The sequence below is a fragment of the Kitasatospora sp. Ki12 genome (assembly GCF_054601375.1).
Genome location: NZ_BAAIHT010000002.1, coordinates 2,856,059 through 2,877,628 on the forward strand (window position 1 = coordinate 2,856,059; position 21,570 = coordinate 2,877,628).

At 75.0% G+C, this 21,570-nt stretch carries 17 protein-coding genes; 11 read left to right on the top strand and 6 right to left on the bottom strand.

The features are described 5' to 3' along the window. Window positions 1–54: 54 nt before the first annotated feature. From ACYP53_RS30310 to moaA, 3 genes are all read right to left on the bottom strand, one after another. The gene (locus tag ACYP53_RS30310; protein ID WP_459649718.1) at window positions 55–1,692 is read right to left on the bottom strand and encodes an alpha/beta hydrolase; all 1,638 of its coding nucleotides are present in this window, start codon (window positions 1,690–1,692) and stop codon (window positions 55–57) included. A gap of 94 nt (window positions 1,693–1,786) precedes the next feature. Further along, window positions 1,787–2,563, bottom strand: a complete 777-nt coding sequence (locus tag ACYP53_RS30315; protein ID WP_189914785.1) for an HNH endonuclease family protein — start codon at window positions 2,561–2,563, stop codon at window positions 1,787–1,789. Window positions 2,564–2,715: 152 nt separating this feature from the next. After that, a complete protein-coding gene (gene moaA, locus ACYP53_RS30320) occupies window positions 2,716–3,711 on the bottom strand; it encodes a GTP 3',8-cyclase MoaA (RefSeq protein ID WP_189914787.1) in 996 nt (331 codons plus the stop codon). Window positions 3,712–3,840: 129 nt separating this feature from the next. On the opposite strand from moaA, the gene ACYP53_RS30325 reads away from it, so the two are divergent. The 5 genes from ACYP53_RS30325 to ACYP53_RS30345 all read left to right on the top strand — a co-directional run bounded on the left by ACYP53_RS30325 (window position 3,841) and on the right by ACYP53_RS30345 (window position 9,110). After that, window positions 3,841–4,458: a nucleotidyltransferase family protein gene (locus tag ACYP53_RS30325; protein ID WP_459649719.1), complete on the top strand. Its 618-nt coding sequence runs from the start codon at window positions 3,841–3,843 to the stop codon at window positions 4,456–4,458. A 152-nt stretch (window positions 4,459–4,610) separates the two neighbouring features. Further along, a complete protein-coding gene (locus tag ACYP53_RS30330) occupies window positions 4,611–5,468 on the top strand; it encodes a hypothetical protein (protein WP_229928450.1) in 858 nt (285 codons plus the stop codon). Between the two features lie 173 nt (window positions 5,469–5,641). Further along, window positions 5,642–6,535, top strand: coding sequence for a hypothetical protein (locus tag ACYP53_RS30335; RefSeq protein ID WP_459649720.1), 894 nt, complete (start codon window positions 5,642–5,644; stop codon window positions 6,533–6,535). A gap of 165 nt (window positions 6,536–6,700) precedes the next feature. After that, on the top strand, window positions 6,701–7,762 hold the full coding sequence (locus tag ACYP53_RS30340) for a (2Fe-2S)-binding protein (RefSeq protein ID WP_459649721.1): 1,062 nt from the start codon (window positions 6,701–6,703) through the stop codon (window positions 7,760–7,762). A gap of 214 nt (window positions 7,763–7,976) precedes the next feature. Beyond that, window positions 7,977–9,110, top strand: coding sequence for a DUF2637 domain-containing protein (locus ACYP53_RS30345; RefSeq protein ID WP_189914793.1), 1,134 nt, complete (start codon window positions 7,977–7,979; stop codon window positions 9,108–9,110). A gap of 149 nt (window positions 9,111–9,259) precedes the next feature. On the opposite strand, the gene ACYP53_RS30350 is transcribed toward ACYP53_RS30345, so the two are convergent. Beyond that, window positions 9,260–11,578 (bottom strand): ATP-binding SpoIIE family protein phosphatase, encoded by a 2,319-nt coding sequence (locus ACYP53_RS30350; protein WP_459649722.1) that lies wholly within the window; start codon window positions 11,576–11,578, stop codon window positions 9,260–9,262. A gap of 385 nt (window positions 11,579–11,963) precedes the next feature. Continuing rightward, window positions 11,964–12,521: an ATP-binding protein gene (locus ACYP53_RS30355; protein ID WP_459649723.1), complete on the bottom strand. Its 558-nt coding sequence runs from the start codon at window positions 12,519–12,521 to the stop codon at window positions 11,964–11,966. Window positions 12,522–13,080: 559 nt separating this feature from the next. On the opposite strand from ACYP53_RS30355, the gene ACYP53_RS30360 reads away from it, so the two are divergent. From ACYP53_RS30360 to ACYP53_RS30375, 4 genes are all read left to right on the top strand, one after another. Then, complete coding sequence (locus tag ACYP53_RS30360) at window positions 13,081–13,791, top strand: urease subunit gamma (protein ID WP_459649724.1); 711 nt, start codon at window positions 13,081–13,083, stop codon at window positions 13,789–13,791. Then, window positions 13,788–15,509, top strand: coding sequence for an urease subunit alpha (locus tag ACYP53_RS30365; RefSeq protein ID WP_459649725.1), 1,722 nt, complete (start codon window positions 13,788–13,790; stop codon window positions 15,507–15,509). The genes ACYP53_RS30360 and ACYP53_RS30365 overlap by 4 nt, the downstream gene beginning before the upstream one ends. 37 nt (window positions 15,510–15,546) lie before the next feature. Then, the gene (locus ACYP53_RS30370) at window positions 15,547–16,593 is read left to right on the top strand and encodes an agmatine deiminase family protein (RefSeq protein ID WP_459649726.1); all 1,047 of its coding nucleotides are present in this window, start codon (window positions 15,547–15,549) and stop codon (window positions 16,591–16,593) included. A gap of 92 nt (window positions 16,594–16,685) precedes the next feature. Beyond that, entirely contained in the window at window positions 16,686–17,285 is a 600-nt protein-coding gene (locus ACYP53_RS30375; protein WP_189914803.1) for a TetR/AcrR family transcriptional regulator, read from the top strand. 684 nt (window positions 17,286–17,969) lie between these two features. Here ACYP53_RS30375 and ACYP53_RS30380 read toward each other — a convergent pair. Beyond that, entirely contained in the window at window positions 17,970–19,652 is a 1,683-nt protein-coding gene (locus ACYP53_RS30380) for a PP2C family serine/threonine-protein phosphatase (protein ID WP_459649727.1), read from the bottom strand. A gap of 437 nt (window positions 19,653–20,089) precedes the next feature. Between ACYP53_RS30380 and ACYP53_RS30385 the strand changes: the two genes are divergently transcribed. Together ACYP53_RS30385 and ACYP53_RS30390 are read left to right on the top strand one after the other, a co-directional pair. Further along, entirely contained in the window at window positions 20,090–20,680 is a 591-nt protein-coding gene (locus tag ACYP53_RS30385; protein WP_459649728.1) for a hypothetical protein, read from the top strand. Window positions 20,681–20,782: 102 nt separating this feature from the next. Then, window positions 20,783–21,448, top strand: coding sequence for a DUF3105 domain-containing protein (locus tag ACYP53_RS30390; RefSeq protein ID WP_189914809.1), 666 nt, complete (start codon window positions 20,783–20,785; stop codon window positions 21,446–21,448). Window positions 21,449–21,570 lie beyond the last annotated feature (122 nt).

The window sequence follows — 21,570 nt, forward strand, 5'->3', positions numbered from 1 at the left end:
GACGGTTCCCGAGGGGGCGTTCCGCGTTCGCGCGGCGCGCCCCCTCCGCCGTGCTCAGTCGGACGCGCAGTGCGTGCCCGCCGCCGGCATCCGGCCGTCCACCAGGAACCCGGCGACGGCCGTCCGCACGCAGGCGCTCTTGTCGTACGCGGTGTGCCCGTCGCCCTCCCTGGTCAGCAGCACGCCGTGGGCCAGCCCGGCGGCCAGCCGCTGTGCCCACGGGTACGGGGTGACCGGGTCCTCGGTGGAGCCGATCACCAGGATCGGGGCGCTGCCGGGGGCCCGGACCGGGTGCGGGCGTTCGGGCGTGCGGTACGGCCAGGGGCGGCAGTCCGGGGCGAGCAGGGTGGTCAGGGGGTTGTGCCGGCCGGTCAGCGGGGCCCGGGCGGCGAGGTCGGCGAGGGCGGGGCGCAGCCGGTCCTCGGTGGGTGCAGGGAGGTCCGCGCAGGAGATGGCCGCGTAGGCGTCCGCGGCGGTGGTGTAACGGCCGTCCTGGCCACGGCCGTTGGCGCCGTCGGCGAGTTCGAGCAGGGCGTCGCCGGCGCCTTGGCCGAGGGCCGGTGCGAGGGCGTCGCGCAGCCGGGACCAGGAGCGGTGGCCGTCGTAGAGGACGTTGAGGGTGGCGGTCCAGCCGAGGGCGGCGGTGAGGGTGCGGCCGTCGTCGGCGCGCAGCGGGTGGGTGCGCAGGCCGTCGAGGAAGTCGGCGAGGCGTTGCGGGGCGGCGGCCGGGTCGGTGCCGAGCGGGCAGGTGTCCGCGTCGTCGGTGGCGCAGCCGGTGGCGAAGGCGCGGAAGGCGTCCTCGGCCGCGGCGGCGGCCTCGACGTCGAGCCGCATCGGGTCGGTGCCGTGCTCGACGGCGCCGTCGAGCACGAGCCGGCCGGTGCGGTCGGGGAACTCCTCGGCGTAGAGCGCGCCGAGGTGGGTGCCGTAGGAGAGGCCGAGGAAGTCGAGCCTGCGTTCGCCGAGGGCGCCGCGCAGGACGTCGAGGTCGCGGGCGGTGTCGCGGGTGCCGAGGTGCGGGAGCTGGTCGGCGTGGGCCGCGCGGCAGGCGTCGGCGAGGATCCGGCCGTGGTCGTAGCCGGGGTCGTCGGTGGCGTTCCACTCGTCGCGGGTGCGGTCGTCCAGGCAGTGGACGGGGGTGGTGTCCCCGGCGCCGCGCGGGTCGAAGCCGACCAGGTCGAAGCGGTCGTGCAGCGGGCCGAGGTAGCCCTGCCAGTCCCAACGGACCATGCCGACGCCGGAGTTGCCGGGGCCGCCGGGGTTGACCAGCAGGGCGCCGATCCGTTCGTCCCGGTCGGCGGCGGGTTTGCGGGCGAGGGCGACGCCGATGGTGCGGCCGCCGGGGTCGGCGTAGTCCAGCGGGACGGTGAGGGTGCCGCACTCGACGGCCGGGCCGTCCGCGTCGGCACCCGCGTCGGGGCAGGGCCGCCAGTCGATCCGCTGGGCGTAGAGGGCGCGCAGGGCCGGGTCGGCGGTGGCGGCGACCAGGTCGTCGAGCGGGGGCCGGGCATCCGTGCGGCCCGGGCCTCCGGAGCCGGTGCAGCCGCCGACCAGGGCGAGCGCGGCGGCGAGGGCGAGCGCGGGCAGGGCGCGTCCGGGCAGGGCACGTCCGGGGAGCCGCGGCGCGCGGGTGCGCCGGGCGAGCCGGGGCGACCGGGGAGGGTGCGGGGGGCGGGGAGCTCGGGAGATCATCGGGGCCACCGCCCACGAATACCACCTGCCCCGGGCCCGGTCCGAGCCCGGGGCACATCGTGCCCGCCTTCCACGGCCCGGGCGTATCGTTTCGTCAGCCGCCGCACTGCTGCAGCATGGCCTTCTTGTCGGCCTCGGTGACGGGCAGCTGGTACTTCAGCGAGACCTGGGCGAAGCGGACGGCGTACGAGCAGCGGATCCCGGTGTCGGCGGGCAGCCAGGCGGCAGGGCCGGAGTCGCCCTTGGAGGCGTTCTGCGAGCCGTCGGCGGGGATCAGGTTGAGCGGGTCGTTGGCGATCCGGACGCGCTTGGCCCTGTCCCACGCGCTCGCCCCCATCTGCCAGTCGTAGGAGAGCGGCATCACGTGGTCGATCTGGATCCTGCTCGCCTGCTGCTTGGTCCACTGGACGCTCTTGCCGGTGTACGGGTCCCAGATGGTCATCGCGGTGACGGTGCAGTCCGAGCCGTCCTTGTGCTCGACGGCGGTGCCGTCCCGGGCGAGCAGGTCGTTGCGGGTGTCGCACTTGTTGCCGCCGAGCGGGACGCCGTCGACGTTGTCCGTCCAGGCGGGGCCGAACTCGTTGCGGTCGTAGCCGTCCTTGGCGCCGACGGCGGCGGTGGCGACCTTGGCGATGACCTCCCGGCCGGCCTTCCGCTCCTCGCCGGTGGTCAGCGGCGCCAGGCCGGGCTTGGTGCCGTCCGGGTTCTGCAGCGGGCTGGTGCCCCGGCTCCCGGCGGGCGCGGCGACGCCGCCACCGTCCTTGGCGTCGGGCGCCCCGTGGTCGCGGCCGCCGATCAGCCAGCCGACCAGCGCGAGCGCGCATATCAGGAACACGGTGGCGGCGGACAGGGTGGTGCGGCGGGCGGGCACGGAGAACTCCCGGGGTCGGGGCGGGTTGACGGCGAACCAGCAGATCAGCCGCCCCGGGGAGAATCAAGGTGACGCCACGTGGGGCCCGGAAAGCATGTCGAAGCTCACATCGGCCCAGGTCAGCCGCCGATGAGTCACACGCTGAGTCCCGCTCAGCCGCCGATGGCGGACATCGGGCGGTCGGGCCGGACGAAGTCCGCGCTGCCGATCGCGTGCCCCGGGCCCTTGCCCGCCACCGAGGTCCGCCAGGCCTCCTCGATCGCCGCGTCGTCCGCCCCGCCCCGGAGCAGCGCCCGCAGGTCCGACTCCTCGGTGGCGAACAGGCAGTTGCGCAGCTGCCCGTCCGCCGTCAGCCGCACCCGGTCGCACCCCCCGCAGAACGGCCGGGTCACCGAGGCGATCACCCCGACCACCGCCTCCGTGCCGGCGATCCGCCACTCCTCGGCGGGCGCGGCGCCGCGCCGACCGACCGGCACCAGGTCGAACCGCTCCCCCAGCGCGGCCAGCACCTCCTCCGCGGTCACCATCGCCGCGCGGTCCCAACTCCCCTGCGCGTCCAGCGGCATGGACTCGATGAACCGCATCAGGTAGCCGTGCTCCACGGCGAACTCCGCCAGGTCCACGATCTCGTCCTCGTTCACCCCCCGCACCGGCACCGCGTTCACCTTCACCGGGCCGAGCCCCGCCGCCCGCGCCGCCGCCAGCCCGGCCAGCACGTCCGCCAGCCGGTCCCGCCGGGTGATCGCGGCGAACCGCTCCGGGCGCAGCGTGTCCAGGCTGACGTTCACCCGCCCCAGGCCGGCCTCCCGCAGCGCCCCCGCCGTCCGCGCCAGTCCGATCCCGTTGGTCGTCAACGACAGCTCGACCCCGAGCGCGGCCAGCCGTCCGACCAGCCCCGGCAGTCCCCGCCGCAGCAGCGGCTCCCCGCCGGTCAGCCGCACCGAGGCCACCCCGAGGCGCTCGACCGCGATCCGTACCAGCCGCACCACCTCGTCGTCGTCCAGCACCTCGGCCCGGGCGAGCCAGTCCAGGCCCTCCGCCGGCATGCAGTACGTGCAGCGCAGGTTGCAGCGGTCGGTCAGCGAGACCCGCAGATCGGTGTGGACCCGGCCGAAACGGTCCACCAGCGGGCGCGGTGCGGTGTTCATCGCCCCAGTACAGGCGGCGGGAGCCCGCCAGACCAGCGGCCGAACCGCCGGGGAGCGGCCGCGACCTGCGGCTTCGCCTTGTGGATTCCCACAATGCGCGCCCCCGGCCGGCCGGGGCAGGCTGGGCCCATGCAGACCACGCCGACACCCCCCGGGGACGCCCCGGTCGCCGCCCTCGTGCTCGCCGCCGGGGGCGGGCGGCGCCTCGGCGGCCGGCCCAAGGCGCTGATCCGGTACGGGGGCCGGCCGCTGGTGGAGCACGCGGTGGCGGTGGTCCGGGCCGGCGGCTGCCCGGACGTCACGGTGGTGCTGGGCGCGGCGGGCGAGCAGGTCCGGGCGACGGCGCACCTGCCGGGCTGCCGCCTGGTGGCCAACCCGGACTGGGCGGACGGCATGGGCTCCTCACTGCGGGCGGGCCTGGCCGCGCTGCCGCCGCGGGCCCCCGCGGTGCTCGTCATGCTGGTGGACACCCCGGGCGTCACCCCGGCCGCGGTGGCCCGGCTGCTGGCCGCGCACCGGGCGGGCGCCGACCTGGCCGCGGCGGCGTACCACGGGCGGCGGGGCCATCCGGTGCTGATCGGCGCGCGGCACTTCGCCGAGGCCGCCGCGGGTGCCTCCGGCGACGCCGGAGCCCGCGCCCTGCTGGCGGCGCACGCGGCGGACATCGTCCTGGTCGAGTGCGCCGACGTCGCCGTCCCGGACGACCTGGACACCCCCGCCGACCTGGCCCGCTGGTCCGCCGGCTGACCGTCCCCCTCAGGAGGGAGGCCGCCTCGTCCCGGACGGTCGGGGGCCCCTGATCCGTCCCTGAGGATTGCCCCATTCCGCGCCCAGCGCCGGACATTTCGGGGAGCATGGGAATCGTCCCACCCACCCGACACCGACGGACGGAGCCCGCGATGGCCGGACTGCCCGACGACTTCACCGGACACGACCCCACGCGGCCGGGGGCGGGCGGTGCCGCCGCCCGGGCGATCCGCTGCCCCGCCTGCCGCCGCGAGCACCTGTACGAGCCGCCGTCGCTGCCCTGCCCGTGCGGGGCCTCGCTCAAGGTGCCGCTGCTGCGCGGCGGCGTGCCGGTGCAGGTGCGCTTCCGCTCCTGGGAAGACTCCTGGCTGAGCATGCGCTGCCCGCACTGCGGCCGCTCCGACCAGTGGCCGCAGCCCGAGTTCACCTGCAACTGCGGTGCCACCGTCCGGCTGCCGGTGGACCGCACCACCCGCCTGGGCAGCGGCACCGCCGGTCCGCTCGCCGCCCCCGGCCCGCAGGCCGCCCGCCCCCACCCGGCCCACCCGATGGGCGCGCCGGTGCCGGCCCCGCCCGCGGTGCCCGGCGGCTCCACCGGCCGCGCCCGCCCGTTCCGCCACCGCGCGCCCTTCCGCCCGCACCCGGTGCGCACCTCGCAGGACGCGGTGTTCACCGCCGCCCGCTACCTGGAGTGGCTCGGCTTCGACGACCTGGAGCTGACCGAGGCGCAGGAACGCGACGGGGTCACCCTGCTGGGCAGCCGGATGGTCGCCCAGGTCGACACCTGGACCGAGCCCGCCGACGTGAAGTCGGTCGAGTGCCTGTGGCTGCAGACCCTGCACGCCGAGGAGATGGCCGCCGCGATGTTCACCCTCGCGGGTTATTCGCACCAGGCCACCGTGCGCGGTGAACAGCTGCTGGTCGCCCTGTTCAGCCTGGACCTGGCCGGCGTGCCGCAGCCCGCGAACGGCGCCGCCGAGGCCCTGATGGAGACCGGCTGGACCTCCTGACCGCCGGGACGCCCCACTAGATCATTTCTCCGCCGAAAGCAACAACCTCCGCTCGTGATCTGGTGCACAAGCTCACCCCCGTGTTGAATTGCCGCCACAGCGCGGGCCTTTCGCCCTGCCGTCGCCATGCGCACGGGTCGTGGCGGCAGGATCCCAGGGGCAGGTCCGTGCCCATGCTGGATGGCGCACACAAGGAGGTGGCGTTGTCGGAGCACGGATGGGACCCGAGCGGCCCGGACGGGCGGGGGCGGGCGGCAGCGGAGGAGCCGGGTGACACCGTGTGGCGACTGAGGTCGCGGGGGTGCTGGCAGGAGGCCGCCGAACTGTTGCGCCCGGCTGCCGAGCAGGACCCGGCGGCGGCCCTCGGGCGGGCCGAACTCCTCATCGAGCAGTGCCTGTTCACCGCCGCCAACTGGCCCCAGGCGGAGCAGGCGCTGCGCCTGGCGGAGGCACTGGCGGCCGGCACCGAACAGCGCGCGGGCGCCGCCTGCGCCCGCGGCTTCCTCGCGTACGTGGCGAGCGTGCTCGGCCCGCGGGACCGGCTGGACGAGGCCCAGGCCGCGCTCGGCCGCACCTCGGCGCTGCTGCCGCCGGACGCACCGGGCCGGCCGCTGCTGGACTTCCGGCGCGGACTGGTCGCGGAGAACCTGCTGCGCGACCGCGGCGCCGCCTGGATCGCCTACCGGCGGGCGCACGAGGGGGCCGGCGAGCGCGGCGACGAACTGCTGCGCTCGTACACCTGGCGCCACCTGGCCGCACTGGCGCTCGCCCGGGGGGACCACGGGCACGCCCGGGAGGGCTTCGACGCCTCGTTGCGGCTGCGGGAGCAACTCGGCTTCACGGTGGGGGTGGCTCCGGCGCTCGCGGCGCTCGCCGAGGTGTCCGAGCCGGCCGAGGCCGCGCGGCTGCGCGCCGAGGCGACCCGGCTGGTGCAGGCCCTGGGCGGGGTGCCGGTCTGGCTCGCGCGCCAGCTGGGCGCGCCCGGCACGCCCCGTGGTGCCGTCCGCGCGCCGGGGCCTCCCCCGGACGGACGCATCGCCAGCGAGACCGGGGGAACAATCAGCTAAGGTGAGCCTAACCTGTCCGGGGATGAGCAGTGCCCCGGCCGGGTCGCCTTGCCGATCCCCGGGCACCGCCATGCCCCGGTCCGGCCACGCCCGGGGGCCACCACCGCCGGGCGGCGCCGGGCGGTCCCATCGGCGGCCCCGGTCGACCCGATGTGGGGCCCGCCCATGACCGCGAGCAGCACCAGGCCCGGCCCCGCGCCGTGCGCCCCCCGCAGCACCGGGGCGCACGCCCCCACCACCGGACCGGCCCGCACCGCCCCGGGCGCTGCCTCGTACCACCGGCTGACCGGGCTCACCCCCGTACTCGCCGTACGCTGCGCCGCGCCCCGGCGGGGCAACGGCTGGCTGCCCGCCGCCGACCTCACCACCCGCCCCGAGGCGGTGCGCGAGCTGATCGCCCACGACGCCCGGCGGGGCCTCGCCCGCTACGGGCAGCCACTGCGCCCGGACGTCGCGGCCGGCTTCGGGCTGCACCGCTTCGTCTGGCCAGTCTCCCTGCTGTTCACGCTGCCCTGGTTCCTGGAGCGGCGCGTGCCGCTGCTCTCACCCGGGGACGTCTCGCTGCGCCGACGGCCCGAGGCGGTGGAGCTGACCGTCCGCCCGACGGGGTTCGTCTGCCTGCCGGACGACCCGGCGGCCGGCCGGGGTGGTCCGGGCGGGGGCGATCAGGCCGGGGGCCGGGGAGGCCCGGACGGCAGCCGGGGTGATCAGGCGGGAGGCCGGGGTGATCAGGCCGGCGGCTCGCCGCAGGCCCGTACGGTGCCGGACGAGTCCGCGCTGGCCGCCGAACTCCGGTGCGCCCTGGGCGAGTTCCTGACCCCGGTGCTGGCCGCCTTCCGCCCGGAGACGCGGCGCGGGCCCCGGGTGCTGTGGGCGATGGCCACGGACGCGGTGGTGGAGGGGCTCTGGTACGCGGGCGGGCTGCTCGGGGAGCCGGAACGGGCGCGCGCCGAGCTGTCCGCGCTGCTGGCGCCCGGGGAGTCCGGCGGGCGCGCCGGGTCCGCGCACGCGCCCGGCGCGGACGGGCACCCCGCTCCCGCCCCGGCCCCCTTCACCCCGGGCGCCGGCTTCGCACCCCCGGCGCCCGGCCGCGACGACGCTTCGGCCGCCCCGGGGGCGACCCCCGACGCTTCGGACACGGACCGGGCCCGGGCCAGTTGCTGCCTCGTCTACACCGTGGAACCCGGAGAGATGTGCGGCGGCTGCCCGCGCGTCACGCGAGGTTGACGAAAACCTGTCCGACACCAGATCCGGAAAGCCCGGAATTTCAGGAAGAATCCGCTTCAGATTCATCAGACAATCTTTTTGTCGCTGAGTCAGAAATCCCTCTCCCCAGCGCATTGACAGCGAATCCGCCATTCGCCCGCCGAGCATCCGTCATGATGGTCCCCGCCATCACGGCACAGGAAAGCGACGCAGGAAAGCGAGGCTGGTTCCGGCGATGAAATTGTCCGACATACCGCTCGGGTGGGCCGTCACCGGAGTCGCGGGGCTGCTGGTCAGCGCACTCCTGGTGGCCCTGCTCCGCAGCCGGGGATCCGCAGGCACCGCCGGCGGCGATTCCTGGGAGCGCTCCGAGGAACGGCGCCGACGCAAGGAATCCCTGTACGGCGCCGCCTCCTACACGCTGCTGTTCTGCTGCGCCGCCGTCGCCGCCGCCCTCTCCTTCCACGGACTGGTCGGCTTCGGCGTCCAGAACCTGGGGCTGTCCGACGGGTGGGAGTACCTCGTCCCGTTCGGGCTCGACGGCGCCGCGATGTTCTGCTCGGTGCTCGCCGTCCGCGAGGCCAGCCACGGCGACGCCGCCTTCGGCTCCCGCCTGCTGGTCTGGGTCTTCGCCGGCGCCTCGGCCTGGTTCAACTGGGTGCACGCCCCGCGCGGCTTCGGCCACGCCGGCGCCCCCCAGTTCTTCTCCGGCATGTCCCTCTCGGCGGCGGTCCTGTTCGACCGGGCGCTGAAGCAGACCCGCCGGGCCGCGCTGCGCGAGCAGGGGCTGGTCCCCCGCCCGCTGCCGCAGATCCGCATCGTCCGCTGGCTGCGCGCCCCGCGCGAGACCTACGCGGCCTGGTCGCTGATGCTCCTGGAGGGCGTGCGCAGCCTGGACGAGGCGGTGGACGAGGTCCGCGAGGACAAGCGGGAGCGCGCCCTGGACAAGGAGCGCCGCAGGCTGGCCGGGCGGCGCGAACGGGCCGAGATCCGGGCGATCAACCGCTCCCACAGCACCTGGCGCCGCGGCACCGCCGCGCGGCAGCTGGAGTCCGGCTCGGAGCCCGCCATAGCCGGCGGGCCCGGGGCCGAACGGCCCGCCGTCACCGAACGGCTCGGGGTCGAGCGGTCGGCCGTGACCGAACGGCGCGGGGTCGAGCGGCCCGCCGCGGCCGAGCGCCCCGAGGTGGAGCCGGCCCCCGCGCCGCGCGAGGTCGAACCCGCCGAAGGCACGGTCGTCCAGCCCGGTCTGCCGGCCCGCCCGGAGCGGCGCACCATCGACCTCACGCTGGAGGAGGACACCGTCACGCTGCCCCGGCTGGACTCGCTGGAGCGCAAACTGAAGGACCTGGAGCAGCAGTTCGGCTGATGCCCGGTCCTGATACCCGGGGCTGACGTTCGATCCTGAGGTTCGGGCCTCGGGTTCGGGCCTCAGATTCGGGCCCGACGCCCGGTCCTGACGCTCCGCCGGGGGGCGCCGCCACCGCCCGTGGAAGGGCGGGCGGCGCCGTCCGGGGTTCAGGCTGCGGCCGCCCCGCTGAGCTCGAACCACATCCGCTTGCCGGACCCGCGCGGCTCCACGCCCCAGGAGTCCGCCAAGGCCTCCACCAGCATCAGCCCGCGCCCCGAGGAGGCCTGCTCCCCCGGGGTCCGGCGGGTCGGCCACAGGTCCGACTCGTCCTCCACCTCGACCCGGAGCCGGGCCCGGCCACCGTCCTGCTCCGGCTCCCGGTAGAGCCGGGCGGTGAACATGGCGTCCCGGTCGGTGTGCCGGATGGCGTTGGTGACCAGCTCCGAGGAGAGCAGCTCGGCGGTGTCGATGAACTCCGCGACGCCCCAGCGGCGCAGCGCGTCGCGCAGCTCGGCCCGCACCTCGGCCACCCGTGCCAGGTCGGCCTGGCCGATCCGGCGGCGCAGCTGCTGGGCGGCGAGACCGCCCGCCGGGCCGTCCCAGCGCAGGAGCAGCAGCGCTATGTCGTCCTCGCGCTCGTTGGAGTCGGCGGCCTGGGAGGCGATCCGGTCGGCCAGCTCCTCCAGCGGGTCGCGGGCCGCCTCCGCGGCGGACGGCAGCGGGCGGGCGAGCGCCCGGGTGAGCCGGGCGATGCCCTCGTCCAGGTCCATGCCGCGCGCCTCGACCAGGCCGTCGGTGCAGAGCAGCACGGTCTCGCCCGGGTCCAGGCTGAACCGGGTGACCCGGTACTCCTGGTCCGGGTCGATGCCCAGCGGCAGCCCGCCGGCCACCGGCACCACGGCGGCGGTGCCGTCCGCGCGGCGCACCACCGGGTCGAGGTGGCCGGCCCGGACGGCGTAGACCACGCCGTAGTCCACGTTGACCTCGGCGTAGGTGCAGGTCGCGAAGTGGTCGGTGTCCAGGTCGGCGAGGAAGCGGGAGGCGCGGGCCATCACGGCGGCCGGCGGGTGGCCCTCGGCGGCGTAGGCGCGCAGCGCGATCCGCAGCTGGCCCATGATGCCGGCGGCGTGCACGTCGTGGCCCTGGACGTCGCCGATCACCAGGCCGACGTGCCCGCCGGGCAGCGGCACCACGTCGTACCAGTCGCCGCCGATCTGCAGGCCGGAACCGGCCGCGAGGTAGCGCACGGCGGTGGTCACACCCGGCACCGAGGGGACGGTGCGCGGCAGCATCACCCGCTGCAGGCCGGCCGCCAGCTCGTGCTCGGCGTCGTGCAGCCGGGCCCGCGCCAGCGACTGGGCGACCAGCCCGCCCAGGGTGGTCAGCAGGGTGCGCTCGTCCGCGTCCAGTTCGCGCTCGTCGTCGAAGCTGACCACGCAGACGCCGATCGCCCGGCCGCTGGCCACCAGTGGCAGGTACGCCCAGGAGCCGCGGCCGGTGCGGCTGGTCGGCTCCCACACCTCGGGGTAGCCGTCGCGGAAGTCCTCGCGGGTCGAGACGAACACCGGCGCGCGGTGCCGCAGCGCCTCGGCGGCCGGGTGGCCGGCGGGCAGTACGGTGCGGTCCCAGACCGCCAGCGCCTCGGCGCGGTAGCCGGAGGCGCCGAGGATCCGGGCCCGTCCGGCCTCGAAGGAGGCCAGCACCAGGCCGTCCGGCGGCAGCCCGGGCAGCGGCAGCTCGGTGAACACCCGGGCCACGTCCCGGACGGTGACGGCCTCGGACAGGGCGCGGGCCGCCTCCTTGATGAACCGGGAGCGCTCCTCGCGCAGCAGGGCCATCCGGTCGGCGTGGACGCGCTTGTGCAGCTCGACGGTGGCGTCCCAGACGAAGCCGACCATCCGGGAGGCCCGGCCGAAGGCGTCGGCCAGCACCCGGCCGCGGAAGCGCACCGCGCGCATGGCCCCGGTCGGCCCGACGGTGCGGTAGTAGGCGCCGCACTGGCCGAGCTCGGCCACCGCGCGCTCGACCCGGCGGCGCACCACGGGCGCGTCCTCGGGGTGCAGCAGGGCCAGGAAGGAGGCGGCGGTGCGGTCGAAGCGGGCCTGCTCGGCGGCGTCCAGACCGATGATCGCGCAGGCCCGCTGGTCGCCCTCCAGGACGTCGCGGCGGATGTCCCAGTCGAAGGAGCCGATGCCGTTGGCGGCCATCGCCGGCTCCAGCCAGTCCGGCATGGTGTCGGCGGAGGAGGGCGGCAGTCCGCCGGACAGCACCGGCGCCAGCCGGGCGGCGGCGAGGCTGGGGGACGGGCGCGCCGCGGGGGTCCTGCGGGTCGCCTGCGCGGGCGGCCGGGCCCGGCCCGTCCCGGCGGTGGTCCGTCCGGCGGTGGCCTGACCGGCGATGGGCTGACCGGCGGTGGCCCGGCCGGCGGCAGGCTTCTCGGCGGCGGGTGGGCCGGCGGTGGGCTGCTCGGCGATGCGCGGTTCCACGGTTCCGGTCTCCACGGCACGCCGTTCCACGGCTCGCGGTTCTACGGCGGACGCGCCGGGAGGAAGCGCCGGCCCCGGCGACTCGGGCTCAGTGGGCATGCTGCTCCTGCCGCTGCCGTGGCGGACCGCGCCGACCGTCCGGCCGGGCCGCGTGGCGGTGAGATGGGTCGTGCTGGATAGGACGGTGCCGACGGACGGTGGTCAGTCGAGGTTCGGTCTCCCCGCTGCTTCCCGCACGTGGACACACATTCCCACCATCCTGGCCAAAGTTCCGCCGAGCGGCAATGCCAACGGGCCGGAAATCTTCCGTTCCGCCTTCTGTTCAGGGCTTCCTTCGACAGCGAATCAATCGGCTGCGAACAATCGTACGACCATACGACCGGACTCAGGGCAACGCGAGTTCGAACCAGGTGACCTTTCCGTCGCCTCTCAACTGGACGCCCCAGGAGTCCGCGAGCGCCTCCACCAGCAGCAGGCCCCGCCCCGAGGTCGCGTACTCGGCCTCCGGATCGCGCCGGCGCCCGGGCAGCCGGCTCGTGCCGTCCTGCACCTCGATGCGCAGCCGGTGGTCCGAGCCGAGCACCGCGTCGAAGACCGCGCCCTTGCCGGTGTGCAGCAGCGCGTTGGTGACCAGCTCGGAGGAGAGCAGCTCGGCGGTGTCGGACAGCTCCGGCACCCCCCAGTGGCTCAGCGCCGAACGCAGCCGCCGCCGCACCGACCCGACCGCAACCAGGTCGGCCGGGTCGAGCGTCAGGTGCAGCCGCCGGTGCAGCGCGCAGCCGGGGGCCGGCGCGCCCGGCAGGGCCGTCCCGGTCGTACCGGTCGCTCCGGTGCCCCCGGCCTTCCCGGCCTTACCGCCGCCGACCGGGCCCTGGACCGGACCGGACCGGTAGGCGTCGCCCGAACTCGTCCGCTGCCGCGGGAATCGCGACTGACCGTCCATCACCACATGCCCCCGCCCTGAAAATCCGGGCCCCCGCCTCCGGAATCCCCCGCCGGCCGGGTGGCCCCCTCGATCTGACCACCATCCTCATGCCCAGTTGACGGCGTTTGCAACAGTGTGCGTCCGATCACGTGGGGTGAAAGGGGCACGGGGAGGTTCGCGTGATCCAACCGCCCGCGCCGGACAGGTTTGCGAAGCGCAGAGGCCGTTTTCGAACCCGCCGCCACCCGATCCCGCGCACACCCGGCGCCCGTACGAGCCGTGCGCCCGACCACGCGCCCCCTGCTCCGCTCCCGCCGCGCGCCGGGGCCGGGGCGGGCCGGGGGCGGGCGGGGTCGGGGCGGATCGGGGGCCGGGGCTCCTCACCCCCATCCCCCGCCCAGGGCGCCGAACCCGCGCGGACCGGCAACGCTGGACAGGGCGGCCCGGCGCGGGTTCAATGACCCGAGATGTTTGAACGACGTTCTAACATCACCCCGGAAGCCCCGGAAGCCCCGAGCCCCCGAGACCCCGAGACCCGAGCCGACCCCCTCCCCCCGGCGACCGCGAGCGAGGTACCGTGCGACTGACCCCCACCGAGCGGGACCGGCTGCTGATCTTCACGGCAGCCGAGCTGGCCCGCGCCCGCCGAGCCCGGGGCGTACGCCTCAACATCCCCGAGGCCACCGCCCTGATCGCGGACACCGTCTGCGAGGCCGCCCGCGACGGCCGGCGCCTGGCCGAGGCCATCGAGGCCGGCCGCTCCGTGCTGACCGCCGACGACGTGCTGCCCGGCGTGCCGGACGTGGTCACCGTCGTCCAGGTCGAGGCCGTCTTCGACGACGGCACCCGCCTCGCCGTCGTCAACGACCCGTTCAAGGGCGCCGGCTCGCTCGGCGACGAGGCCCCCGGCGGTGCGCTGATCGGCGACGGCGCCGGCTACGACCCGGTCGAGGAGACGCTGCTCATCCCCGTCCACAACACCTCCGAGGTGCCGATCTCGGTCACCTCGCACTTCCACTTCTTCGAGGCCAACCCGCGCCTGGCCTTCGACCGCGCCGCCGCGTACGGCACCCACCTCGCCGTCCCGGCCGGCTCCTCGGTGCGCTTCGACCCCGGCGCCACCGTCGAGGTCGGCCTGGTGCCGATCGGCGGCGCACGGGTCGCGATCGGGTTCGCGGGGCTCGTGGACGGCCCCCTGGACGCGCCCGGCGCGAAGGATGCCGCCCTGGCCAAGGCCCGCGCGACCGGCTACCTGACCGGCTTCGACGACGCGGAGGTGCCGTCATGACGTCGATCACCCCCCACGACTACATCTCCGTGCACGGCCCGCGCGCCGGGGACCGGGTCCGGCTCGGCGACAGCGGCCTGATCGTCCGCGTCGAGTCCGACTCCCAGGCGCCCGGCGACGAGTTCCTGGCCGGCTTCGGCAAGACCGCCCGCGACGGCCTCCACCTCAAGCCCGCCGCCGTCCGCGACACCTGCGACGTGGTGATCAGCAACGTCCTGGTCATCGACGCGGTCCAGGGCATCCGCAAGACCTCGATCGGCCTGATCGGCGGCCGGATCGCCTCGATCGGCCGGGCCGGCAACCCGGACACCCTGGACGGCGTGGACGTGGTCGTCGGCACCGGCACGACCATCGTCTCCGGCGAGGGCCTGATCGCCACCGCCGGCGCCATCGACACCCACGTCCACCTGCTCTCGCCACGGATCATGGAGGCCTCGCTGGCCTCCGGCGTCACCACGATCATCGGCCAGGAGTTCGGCCCGGTCTGGGGCGTCGGCGTCAACTCGCCCTGGGCGCTGCGCCACGCGTTCAACGCCTTCGACGCCTGGCCGGTCAACATCGGCTTCCTGGGCCGCGGTTCGTCCTCCGACCCGGCCCCGCTGGTCGAGGCGCTGGCCGAGGGCGGCGCCTCCGGCTTCAAGGTGCACGAGGACATGGGCGCGCACACCCGCGCGCTGGACACCGCCCTGCGGGTCGCCGAGGAGTACGACGTCCAAGTCGCCCTGCACACCGACGGGTTGAACGAGTGCCTGTCGGTCGAGGACACCCTGAGGGTGCTGGAGGGCCGGACCATCCACGCCTTCCACATCGAGGGCTGCGGCGGCGGCCACGTCCCCAACGTGCTCAAGATGGCAGGCGTGCCGAACGTCATCGGCTCCTCCACCAACCCCACCCTGCCGTTCGGCCGCGACGCCCTCGGCGAGCACTTCGGCATGATCGTCTCCGCGCACGACCTCAAGGTCGACCTGCCCGGCGACGCCGCCATGGCCCGCGACCGCATCCGGGCCGGCACCATGGGCGCCGAGGACGTGCTGCACGACCTCGGCGTCATCGGCATCACCTCCTCCGACGCCCAGGGCATGGGCCGGGCCGGCGAGACCGTCCGCCGCACCTTCGCCATGGCCGGCAAGATGAAGGCCGAACTCGGCCCGCTCGACGGCAGCGGCTCGTACGGGACGACCGAGAGCGGCGACGACAACGAGCGCGTGCTCCGCTACATCGCCAAGCTCACCGTCAACCCGGCCATCGCGCACGGCCTCTCGCACGAGGTCGGCTCGATCGAGATCGGCAAGCTCGCCGACATCGTGCTCTGGCGCCCGGACCACTTCGGGGCCAAGCCGCAACTCGTCCTCAAGTCCGGCTTCCCCGCGTACGGCGTGGTCGGCGACCCCAACGCCTCCACCGACCGCTGCGAACCCCTCGTCCTGGGACCGCAGTTCGGCGCCCACGGAGCGACCGCCGCCGACATCTCGGTGGCCTTCGTCGCCCAGGCCGCCGCCGACGGCGCCTACCTCGACCGGCCCGCCGACGGGCTGCCCACCCGCCGCCGCCGCGTCGGCGTCCGGGGCACCCGCGGCATCGGGCCGCGCGACATGGTGCGCAACGCCCGCGTCGGCCACGTCGAGGTCACCGAGACCGGACTGGTCTCGCTGGACGGCGCACCGCTGCGCTCCGAACCGGCCGACAGCGTCTCGCTCAGCCGCCTCTACTTCCTCTGATCCCCCACTTGATCCCCCCACTGTTGAGGACTCCACGATGACCACCCCCACGCCCGCCTCCCTCGGCTACCGGATGCCCGCCGAATGGCACCCGCACGACCGCACCTGGATGGCCTTCCCGACCGCCAACCCCACCTTCGACACCCCCGAGGCACTGCACGCCGGCCGCGAGGCCTGGGCCGCCGTCGCCGACACCATCGTCCGGTACGAGCCGGTGACGCTGATCGTCAACACCGGTGAGACGGCGGAGGCCCGCAAGTACGTCTCCGAGCAGGTCGAGATCGTCGAGCGCCCGCTCAACGACGCGTGGATGCGCGACATCGGCCCGTCCTTCCTGATCGACGGCAAGGGCTCGGTGGCCGCCGCCGACTGGATCTTCAACGGCTGGGGCGCGCAGTCCTGGGCCCGCTGGGACAAGGACCAGCACGTCGCCGAGCACATCGGCGAACTGACGGGCGTCCAGCGCTTCGCCTCCCGGCTGATCAACGAGGGCGGCGGCATCCACGTCGACGGCGAGGGCACGGTGCTCGTCACCGAGACCGTCCAGCTCGGCGAGGGCCGCAACGCGGACTGGACCAAGGAGGAGGTCGAGGCCGAGCTGCACGCCTTCCTCGGCACCACCAAGGCCATCTGGCTGCCGCGCGGACTCACCCGCGACTACGACGAGTTCGGCACCCGCGGACACATCGACATCGTCGCCTCCTTCGTGCGCCCGGGCGTCGTCGTCGCCCACGTCCAGCCCGACCCGGCCCACCCCGACCACCAGGTCTGCCAGGAACTCGTCGCCGTCCTGCGCGCCTCCACCGACGCCCGGGGCCGAGCCCTGGAGGTCATCGAACTGCCCGCCCCCACCGTCCTGCTGGACGAGGACGGCGAGCCGGTCGACTACTCCTACATCAACCACTACGTGGCCAACGGCGCCGTGATCCTGTGCGCCTTCGCCGACCCGCGCGACCAGGAAGCCGCCGCCGTCCTCGGCCGCGCCTACCCGGGCCGCACCGTCGAACTCGTCGACGCCCGCGAGATCTTCGCCAACGGGGGCGGCATCCACTGCATCACCCAGCAGCAGCCCAAGGCGCTCTGACACCCGCCGCGAGACCCGTCGCCACCGGAGTGGGGCCCCGCTCCACTCCGGTAGCCTTCGAACCTCCGTTCCACCGAGGGAGAGCAACCCACATGGCGGACCCCCGCCCGCGCAGGCCGGCGCGCCCCCGCGAGGAGGTCTTCGCCACCGCCCGGGCCGCGATCGCCGAACACGGGCTCGCCAAACTCACCATGGCCGGACTCGGCAAACAGCTCCAGATGAGCGCCGGACACCTGCTCTACTACTTCGGCAGCAAGGACCAGCTGCTGCTGGAGACCCTCCGCTGGAGCGAGGACCAGCTCGGCGCCCGCCGCCGCGACGCCCTCACCGACCACGCCCTCGACCCCTGGCAACGCCTCGACGCCTACCTGCGCCTCTACCTGCCCGAGGGAGCGGGGGACCCGCGCTGGATCCTCTGGGTCGAGGTGTGGGGCCGCTCCCCCGCGAGCGCCGAGATCCGCCAGGGACAGCAGGAGATCGAGGCCCCCTGGCAGACCGACCTGGTCTCCCTCATCGAGGAGGGCACCGCCACCGGCCATTTCACCCCGGGCCCCGCCGCCGACCGCGCCCTCCAGATCCGCGCCCTCCTCGACGGCCTCGCCGTCCCCATCGCCATCGGCCTCCCCGGCGCCCACCCCCCTACCGCCCTCACCCAAGCCACCACGGTGACGGGCATCCTCCTCCGCACCTGAAGCCGACCCTGAAGCCGACCCTGTGCGGCGCGGGGGGAATATGCAGACCGGTCTAGTGATTCTGCTGCCCGGCCCTGCCCAGCTGCCTGCACCAGAAGTCGACCAGCCCGACTTCCTGTACGGCTCGTCGACCCGGCGTGCGCGAGGAGCCCGAGAAATATGCAGACCGGCCTACAGATCAGGCTCGCCCCAGCGGCCCCGTACGCGCGAAAAGTCGGCGGAACCGACTTCCTGCGATGCGGCTCGCCGGCGCGGGGGAAATATGACGACCGGTCTACAGATTTGCCCACGGAGCCCCTCGCCCCGCGCGCCAAAAGTCGGCCCCGCCGACTTCCTGTGCCACCCACCGCCGCCCCACCCCCGGTGAATCTGCAGACCGGTCTAGTGATTCCGTTTCCCGACCCCTGCCCAGCTGCCCGCACCAGAAGTCGACCAGCCCGACTTCCTGTACGGCTCGTCGACCCGGCGCGCGGGAGGAGCCCGAGAAATATGCAGACCGGTCTACTGATTGATGGGCGCCAGGAGACCGCGCGCACGAAAAGTCGGCTGGGCCGACTTTTGGTGCGGCTTGCCGGCGCAGGGCTTCGCCTCGAATATGACGACCGGTCTACAGATTTCACTGGGATAAGCAGGTGGGTACGCCAGAAGTCGGGTGGGGCGACTTCTGGCGCGGGGGTGCTGTGGTCAGTCGGTCCAGATGGCGGCGGCGGTGCGGTCGTCGGCGTACCCCTTGGCGCGGACTTGGACCTGGCGCAGGAAGTCGACGGTGCCAGGGGGGTGGGGGTGGGCCCAGTGGGTGGAGAGGAAGTGGGCGACGGCGGGTTCGTCGGCGATCGGGCGGGCCAGGCCGGGGGTGCAGAGCAGCAGGATGTCGCCCGGGGTCGCGGGGACGAGCCGGAAGCGGAACGGGCGCGGGTCCGGGACGGGAGCCTCGGGCACCGGCGGCTGGCCGTCCGGGTGGTGCAGCAGGCGGGCCGCGTACGCGTCGATCCAGTGGCCGGAGCGCAGCAGGTAGAGGCCGCCCGGGCCGACGCCGAAGGCCGCTCGGTAGCCGGCCTCCGGGTCGAGCGACACCATCAGGCAGTGCAGCGAGGCCGGGGAGGGCGTGTCGTCCCCCTCCGTCCGGGGCGCGAGCGCGCGTAGCGGGGCGACGGCGCTGGTGGCCAGTCGCTGGAGCCCGTAGCGGAGCCGGTCCCGGGCGCCGTCGCGCAGGTCGGCGGCCAGGCCGGCCCGGCTGCGTCCGATCGCGGCGGCGAGCTGGCGGCAGGCCTCACCAGAGGCGGTGGCGACGGCCTCGGCCGTGACCGTGTCGACCTCGGCGCCGTCCGCCCGGTCGAAGCCGCCGAGGACGGCGAGCAGCAGTCCGTCAGGTCCTTCGCCGAACCGGGTGACCAGTAGGGAGTCCCGGCGCGGCTCGCCCCGGTAGCGGGCGGAGTCGCCCCGGACGGAAACGGCGCGCAGGACGGACGGCCCGTACTGCGCGCCCTCCAGCACGGTGTCCGGGACGAGCGAGCGGAGCGCGCCCGGGTCGGCCTCCGGTACGGCCGTCGGCTCGGGCCCGTACGTCGGGGGGCGCTCGCCGACGTGCGGGACGGCGGCCCCGCCGTCGGCGAGCGGTGCGCGGACGGCCAGCCGGGGGTCGGGGACGATGGCGGGCGCCGGTTCCGGGTCGGGCTCGGGCACCGCCGCGTGGTCGGGTTCGGGTTCGGGCACGGGGACCGGGTCGGGGACGGGGGCCTCGTCCACCGCGGGGACCTCAGGGGTCACGGGGACCTCAGGGACCTCAGGGGCCTCAGGGGCCTCAGGGGCGGAGACGACCTCGGGAGCTGAGGGGGTCTCGGCGACGACCGGCTGGGGCTCGACCTCGGCAACCGGCTCGGGCTCGGAGTCGGAGTCGGAGTCGGCGGACGGGGCGGCCTTCTCCAGCGAGACGGGCTCAGCCTCCGGCTCCGGCGCAGGCGCCGCCTCCGGCTCCACCGCCGCCTCCGGTGCGTCGTCGGCGAAGGAGGGCGCCCGGAACTGGTGGGTCTCCGTGGACGATGTCCGCTGGCGGCCGATCCCCTCCGACCCGCTGATCACGCCGACCGCGGTGTCGAACCAGTCGTCGATGCTGTCCCGGTTGTCCTGTGCGAGCGCGGGCTCCGGCTCCACCAGCGGCTCCGGCTCCACCAGCAGCTCCGGATCCGGCTCCGCCGATCGCTGCTGCCCGATGAGTCCCGCCGCCGTGTCGAACCAGTCGTCGACGCTGCCGTCCCCCGGGTCGGCGTGCGGGGTGTCGGGGAGGGTGCCCGCCGGGCCGTCGTAGACGGTGTCCCACCAGCCGTCGTCGGGCCGGGGCGGCTGTGCGGGTGCACCCTGCTTGCTCATCTGGCGGCTCCTGCTCGGTCCGTGGGTCGCGCGCCGCCCCCGGCGGGCCGGGCTCGACGTCATTGTTCTCCAAGTGCAACGACCCTGTCCGGGTTTCGGCGACAACCGGTCACCCATCGGAACATCCCGGCCACCGCGCCGACCAGCCGGTTCGTCGTCCGCGCCGCGGGGGCGGCGGCGTGGGCGTCACCGCCCGGTCGGCTTCCGGTTCGCCTCCGGTCGGCTCCTGGTCCGCTTCCGTTCCGTCCAGGCTTGCCGGATGTGCCCGGAGCAGGGTGTTTCCTGGAGATCCGGGCGTGTCGGCCCCCGAAAATGAGGGCCGATGGGGGGCATCGCTTCACACGTTCGGCTGATTAAATGTCCGCATGACCGCGTCGGCCCCCAGCTCGCCCCGACCGGGGTGGGCCGCACCGGCGGGCCGCCCGGTGGGTGCACTGTTGGTCCTTCTGCTCGTCGCCCTGCTGACGATGCTGCCCTGCGCGGGCCAGGCGAAGGCCTTGGACGGGTCCAACCCTCCGGTGCCGGCCGCGGCCCCGGTCAGTGCCGTCAGCGTGGTCAGCGTCGAGGTCGCGACCGGACAGGCGCCCCACCCCGGCCACGGAGGCCGGGCCACCAGGCCCGCCAAGGCCGCGAAGCTCGTCGGCTCCGCCGGGACCGCCCAGGCTTCCCCCGGCGATCGAGGTGACCGAGGCGACCGGGCCTCCCCTGGCAACCCGGGCGACCGGAGCGACCCGGGCGGCAAGGCCGCGAAGGCCTCCGACCACCGCCGGATCGCCGAGGGCCAGAGCCAGGGGCACTGGATCCTCTGCACCGCCGACGGCGAGCCCCCGCGCAACAACGGCTGCTCCAGCCACCCGTACTGCCCGCAGGACGCCCAGCTGCCGAATCCCCCGCCGCAGCCGCTGCCCGTCGTGCCACCCGTCGCCCCGGCCGCGCCCGATGCGCTGCCCCGGGTGGTGCCCGCCGGCCTGCTGGACGGTTCGCACTCGGCGCCCGACCTGCACGAGCTCCAGGTCCACCGGTCCTGAGCGGAACCCACCGCCGGCGCTGCCGCCGGCGGATCCGCCCCGCCTCACCTTCCAGCTGACCGTCGCCACCGACCGGTGCGCGGCGGAGACAAGGACACCGCCATGGGTTCCGCCTCCAAGCAGTCCAACAAGTCCGGCGGCAAGCAGGCCGGTCTCGACCGCCGCGCCCGGATAGCCGAGCTGCGCGCCGCCGAGCAGCGCCGCGACCGCCGCAACAAGATCGTCGCCTCGGTGGCGGCCGGTGTGCTGGTGATCGGCGCGATCGCCACCGGCACCTGGGTCGTCATGGACCAGAACCAGAAGAAGAAGGACAAGGAAGCCGCCGCCAACGCGGACATCCCGGGCGTGAAGACCTTCGGCGACCTGACCCGCAACCACGTCAAGGAGAAGGTCACCTACCCGATGACCCCGCCGGTCGGCGGCGACCACAACGCGATCTGGCTGGACTGCATGGGCCACGTCTACGACCAGCCGGTCGAGAACGAGCGCGCCGTCCACTCGCTGGAGCACGGCGCGGTCTGGGTGACCTACAACGGCAAGGCCACGCCGGACGACATCAAGACCCTGTCCGACAAGGTCAAGACCACCCCGTACTCGCTGATGAGCCCGTACCCGGACGAGCAGGGCACCATCACCCTGAACGCCTGGAGCACCCAGCTCGTCGTGGACAGCGCCAGCGACCCCCGGGTGAACCAGTTCTTCACCAAGTACGTCCAGGGCAAGCAGACCCAGGAGCCGGGCGCCTCCTGCACCATGGGGCAGATGTGACCGCCGACCCGGGCCGTCCCGAGGGGCCCGCTGCCAAGGGGTCCGCTGCCGAGGGAGGCGCGTCCGAGGCCGCTGTCGGGACGGCCGCCCAAGCCGTCACCGGAGCCGTCACCGCCGAGGAC

Bases quoted from the DNA above. Each gene is read 5' to 3' on its own strand.
- ACYP53_RS30335 (WP_459649720.1), top strand. From the start codon at position 5,642: ATGCTGGATGGCGCACACAAGGAGGTGGCGTTGTCGGAGCACGGATGG.
- ACYP53_RS30380 (WP_459649727.1), bottom strand. From the start codon at position 19,652: ATGAGCAAGCAGGGTGCACCCGCACAGCCGCCCCGGCCCGACGACGGC.
- ACYP53_RS30370 (WP_459649726.1), top strand. From the start codon at position 15,547: ATGACCACCCCCACGCCCGCCTCCCTCGGCTACCGGATGCCCGCCGAA.
- ACYP53_RS30390 (WP_189914809.1), top strand. From the start codon at position 20,783: ATGGGTTCCGCCTCCAAGCAGTCCAACAAGTCCGGCGGCAAGCAGGCC.
- ACYP53_RS30345 (WP_189914793.1), top strand. From the start codon at position 7,977: ATGAAATTGTCCGACATACCGCTCGGGTGGGCCGTCACCGGAGTCGCG.
- ACYP53_RS30355 (WP_459649723.1), bottom strand. From the start codon at position 12,521: ATGGACGGTCAGTCGCGATTCCCGCGGCAGCGGACGAGTTCGGGCGAC.
- ACYP53_RS30330 (WP_229928450.1), top strand. From the start codon at position 4,611: ATGGCCGGACTGCCCGACGACTTCACCGGACACGACCCCACGCGGCCG.
- moaA (WP_189914787.1), bottom strand. From the start codon at position 3,711: ATGAACACCGCACCGCGCCCGCTGGTGGACCGTTTCGGCCGGGTCCAC.
- ACYP53_RS30325 (WP_459649719.1), top strand. From the start codon at position 3,841: ATGCAGACCACGCCGACACCCCCCGGGGACGCCCCGGTCGCCGCCCTC.
- ACYP53_RS30375 (WP_189914803.1), top strand. From the start codon at position 16,686: ATGGCGGACCCCCGCCCGCGCAGGCCGGCGCGCCCCCGCGAGGAGGTC.
- ACYP53_RS30340 (WP_459649721.1), top strand. From the start codon at position 6,701: ATGACCGCGAGCAGCACCAGGCCCGGCCCCGCGCCGTGCGCCCCCCGC.
- ACYP53_RS30310 (WP_459649718.1), bottom strand. From the start codon at position 1,692: ATGATCTCCCGAGCTCCCCGCCCCCCGCACCCTCCCCGGTCGCCCCGG.
- ACYP53_RS30365 (WP_459649725.1), top strand. From the start codon at position 13,788: ATGACGTCGATCACCCCCCACGACTACATCTCCGTGCACGGCCCGCGC.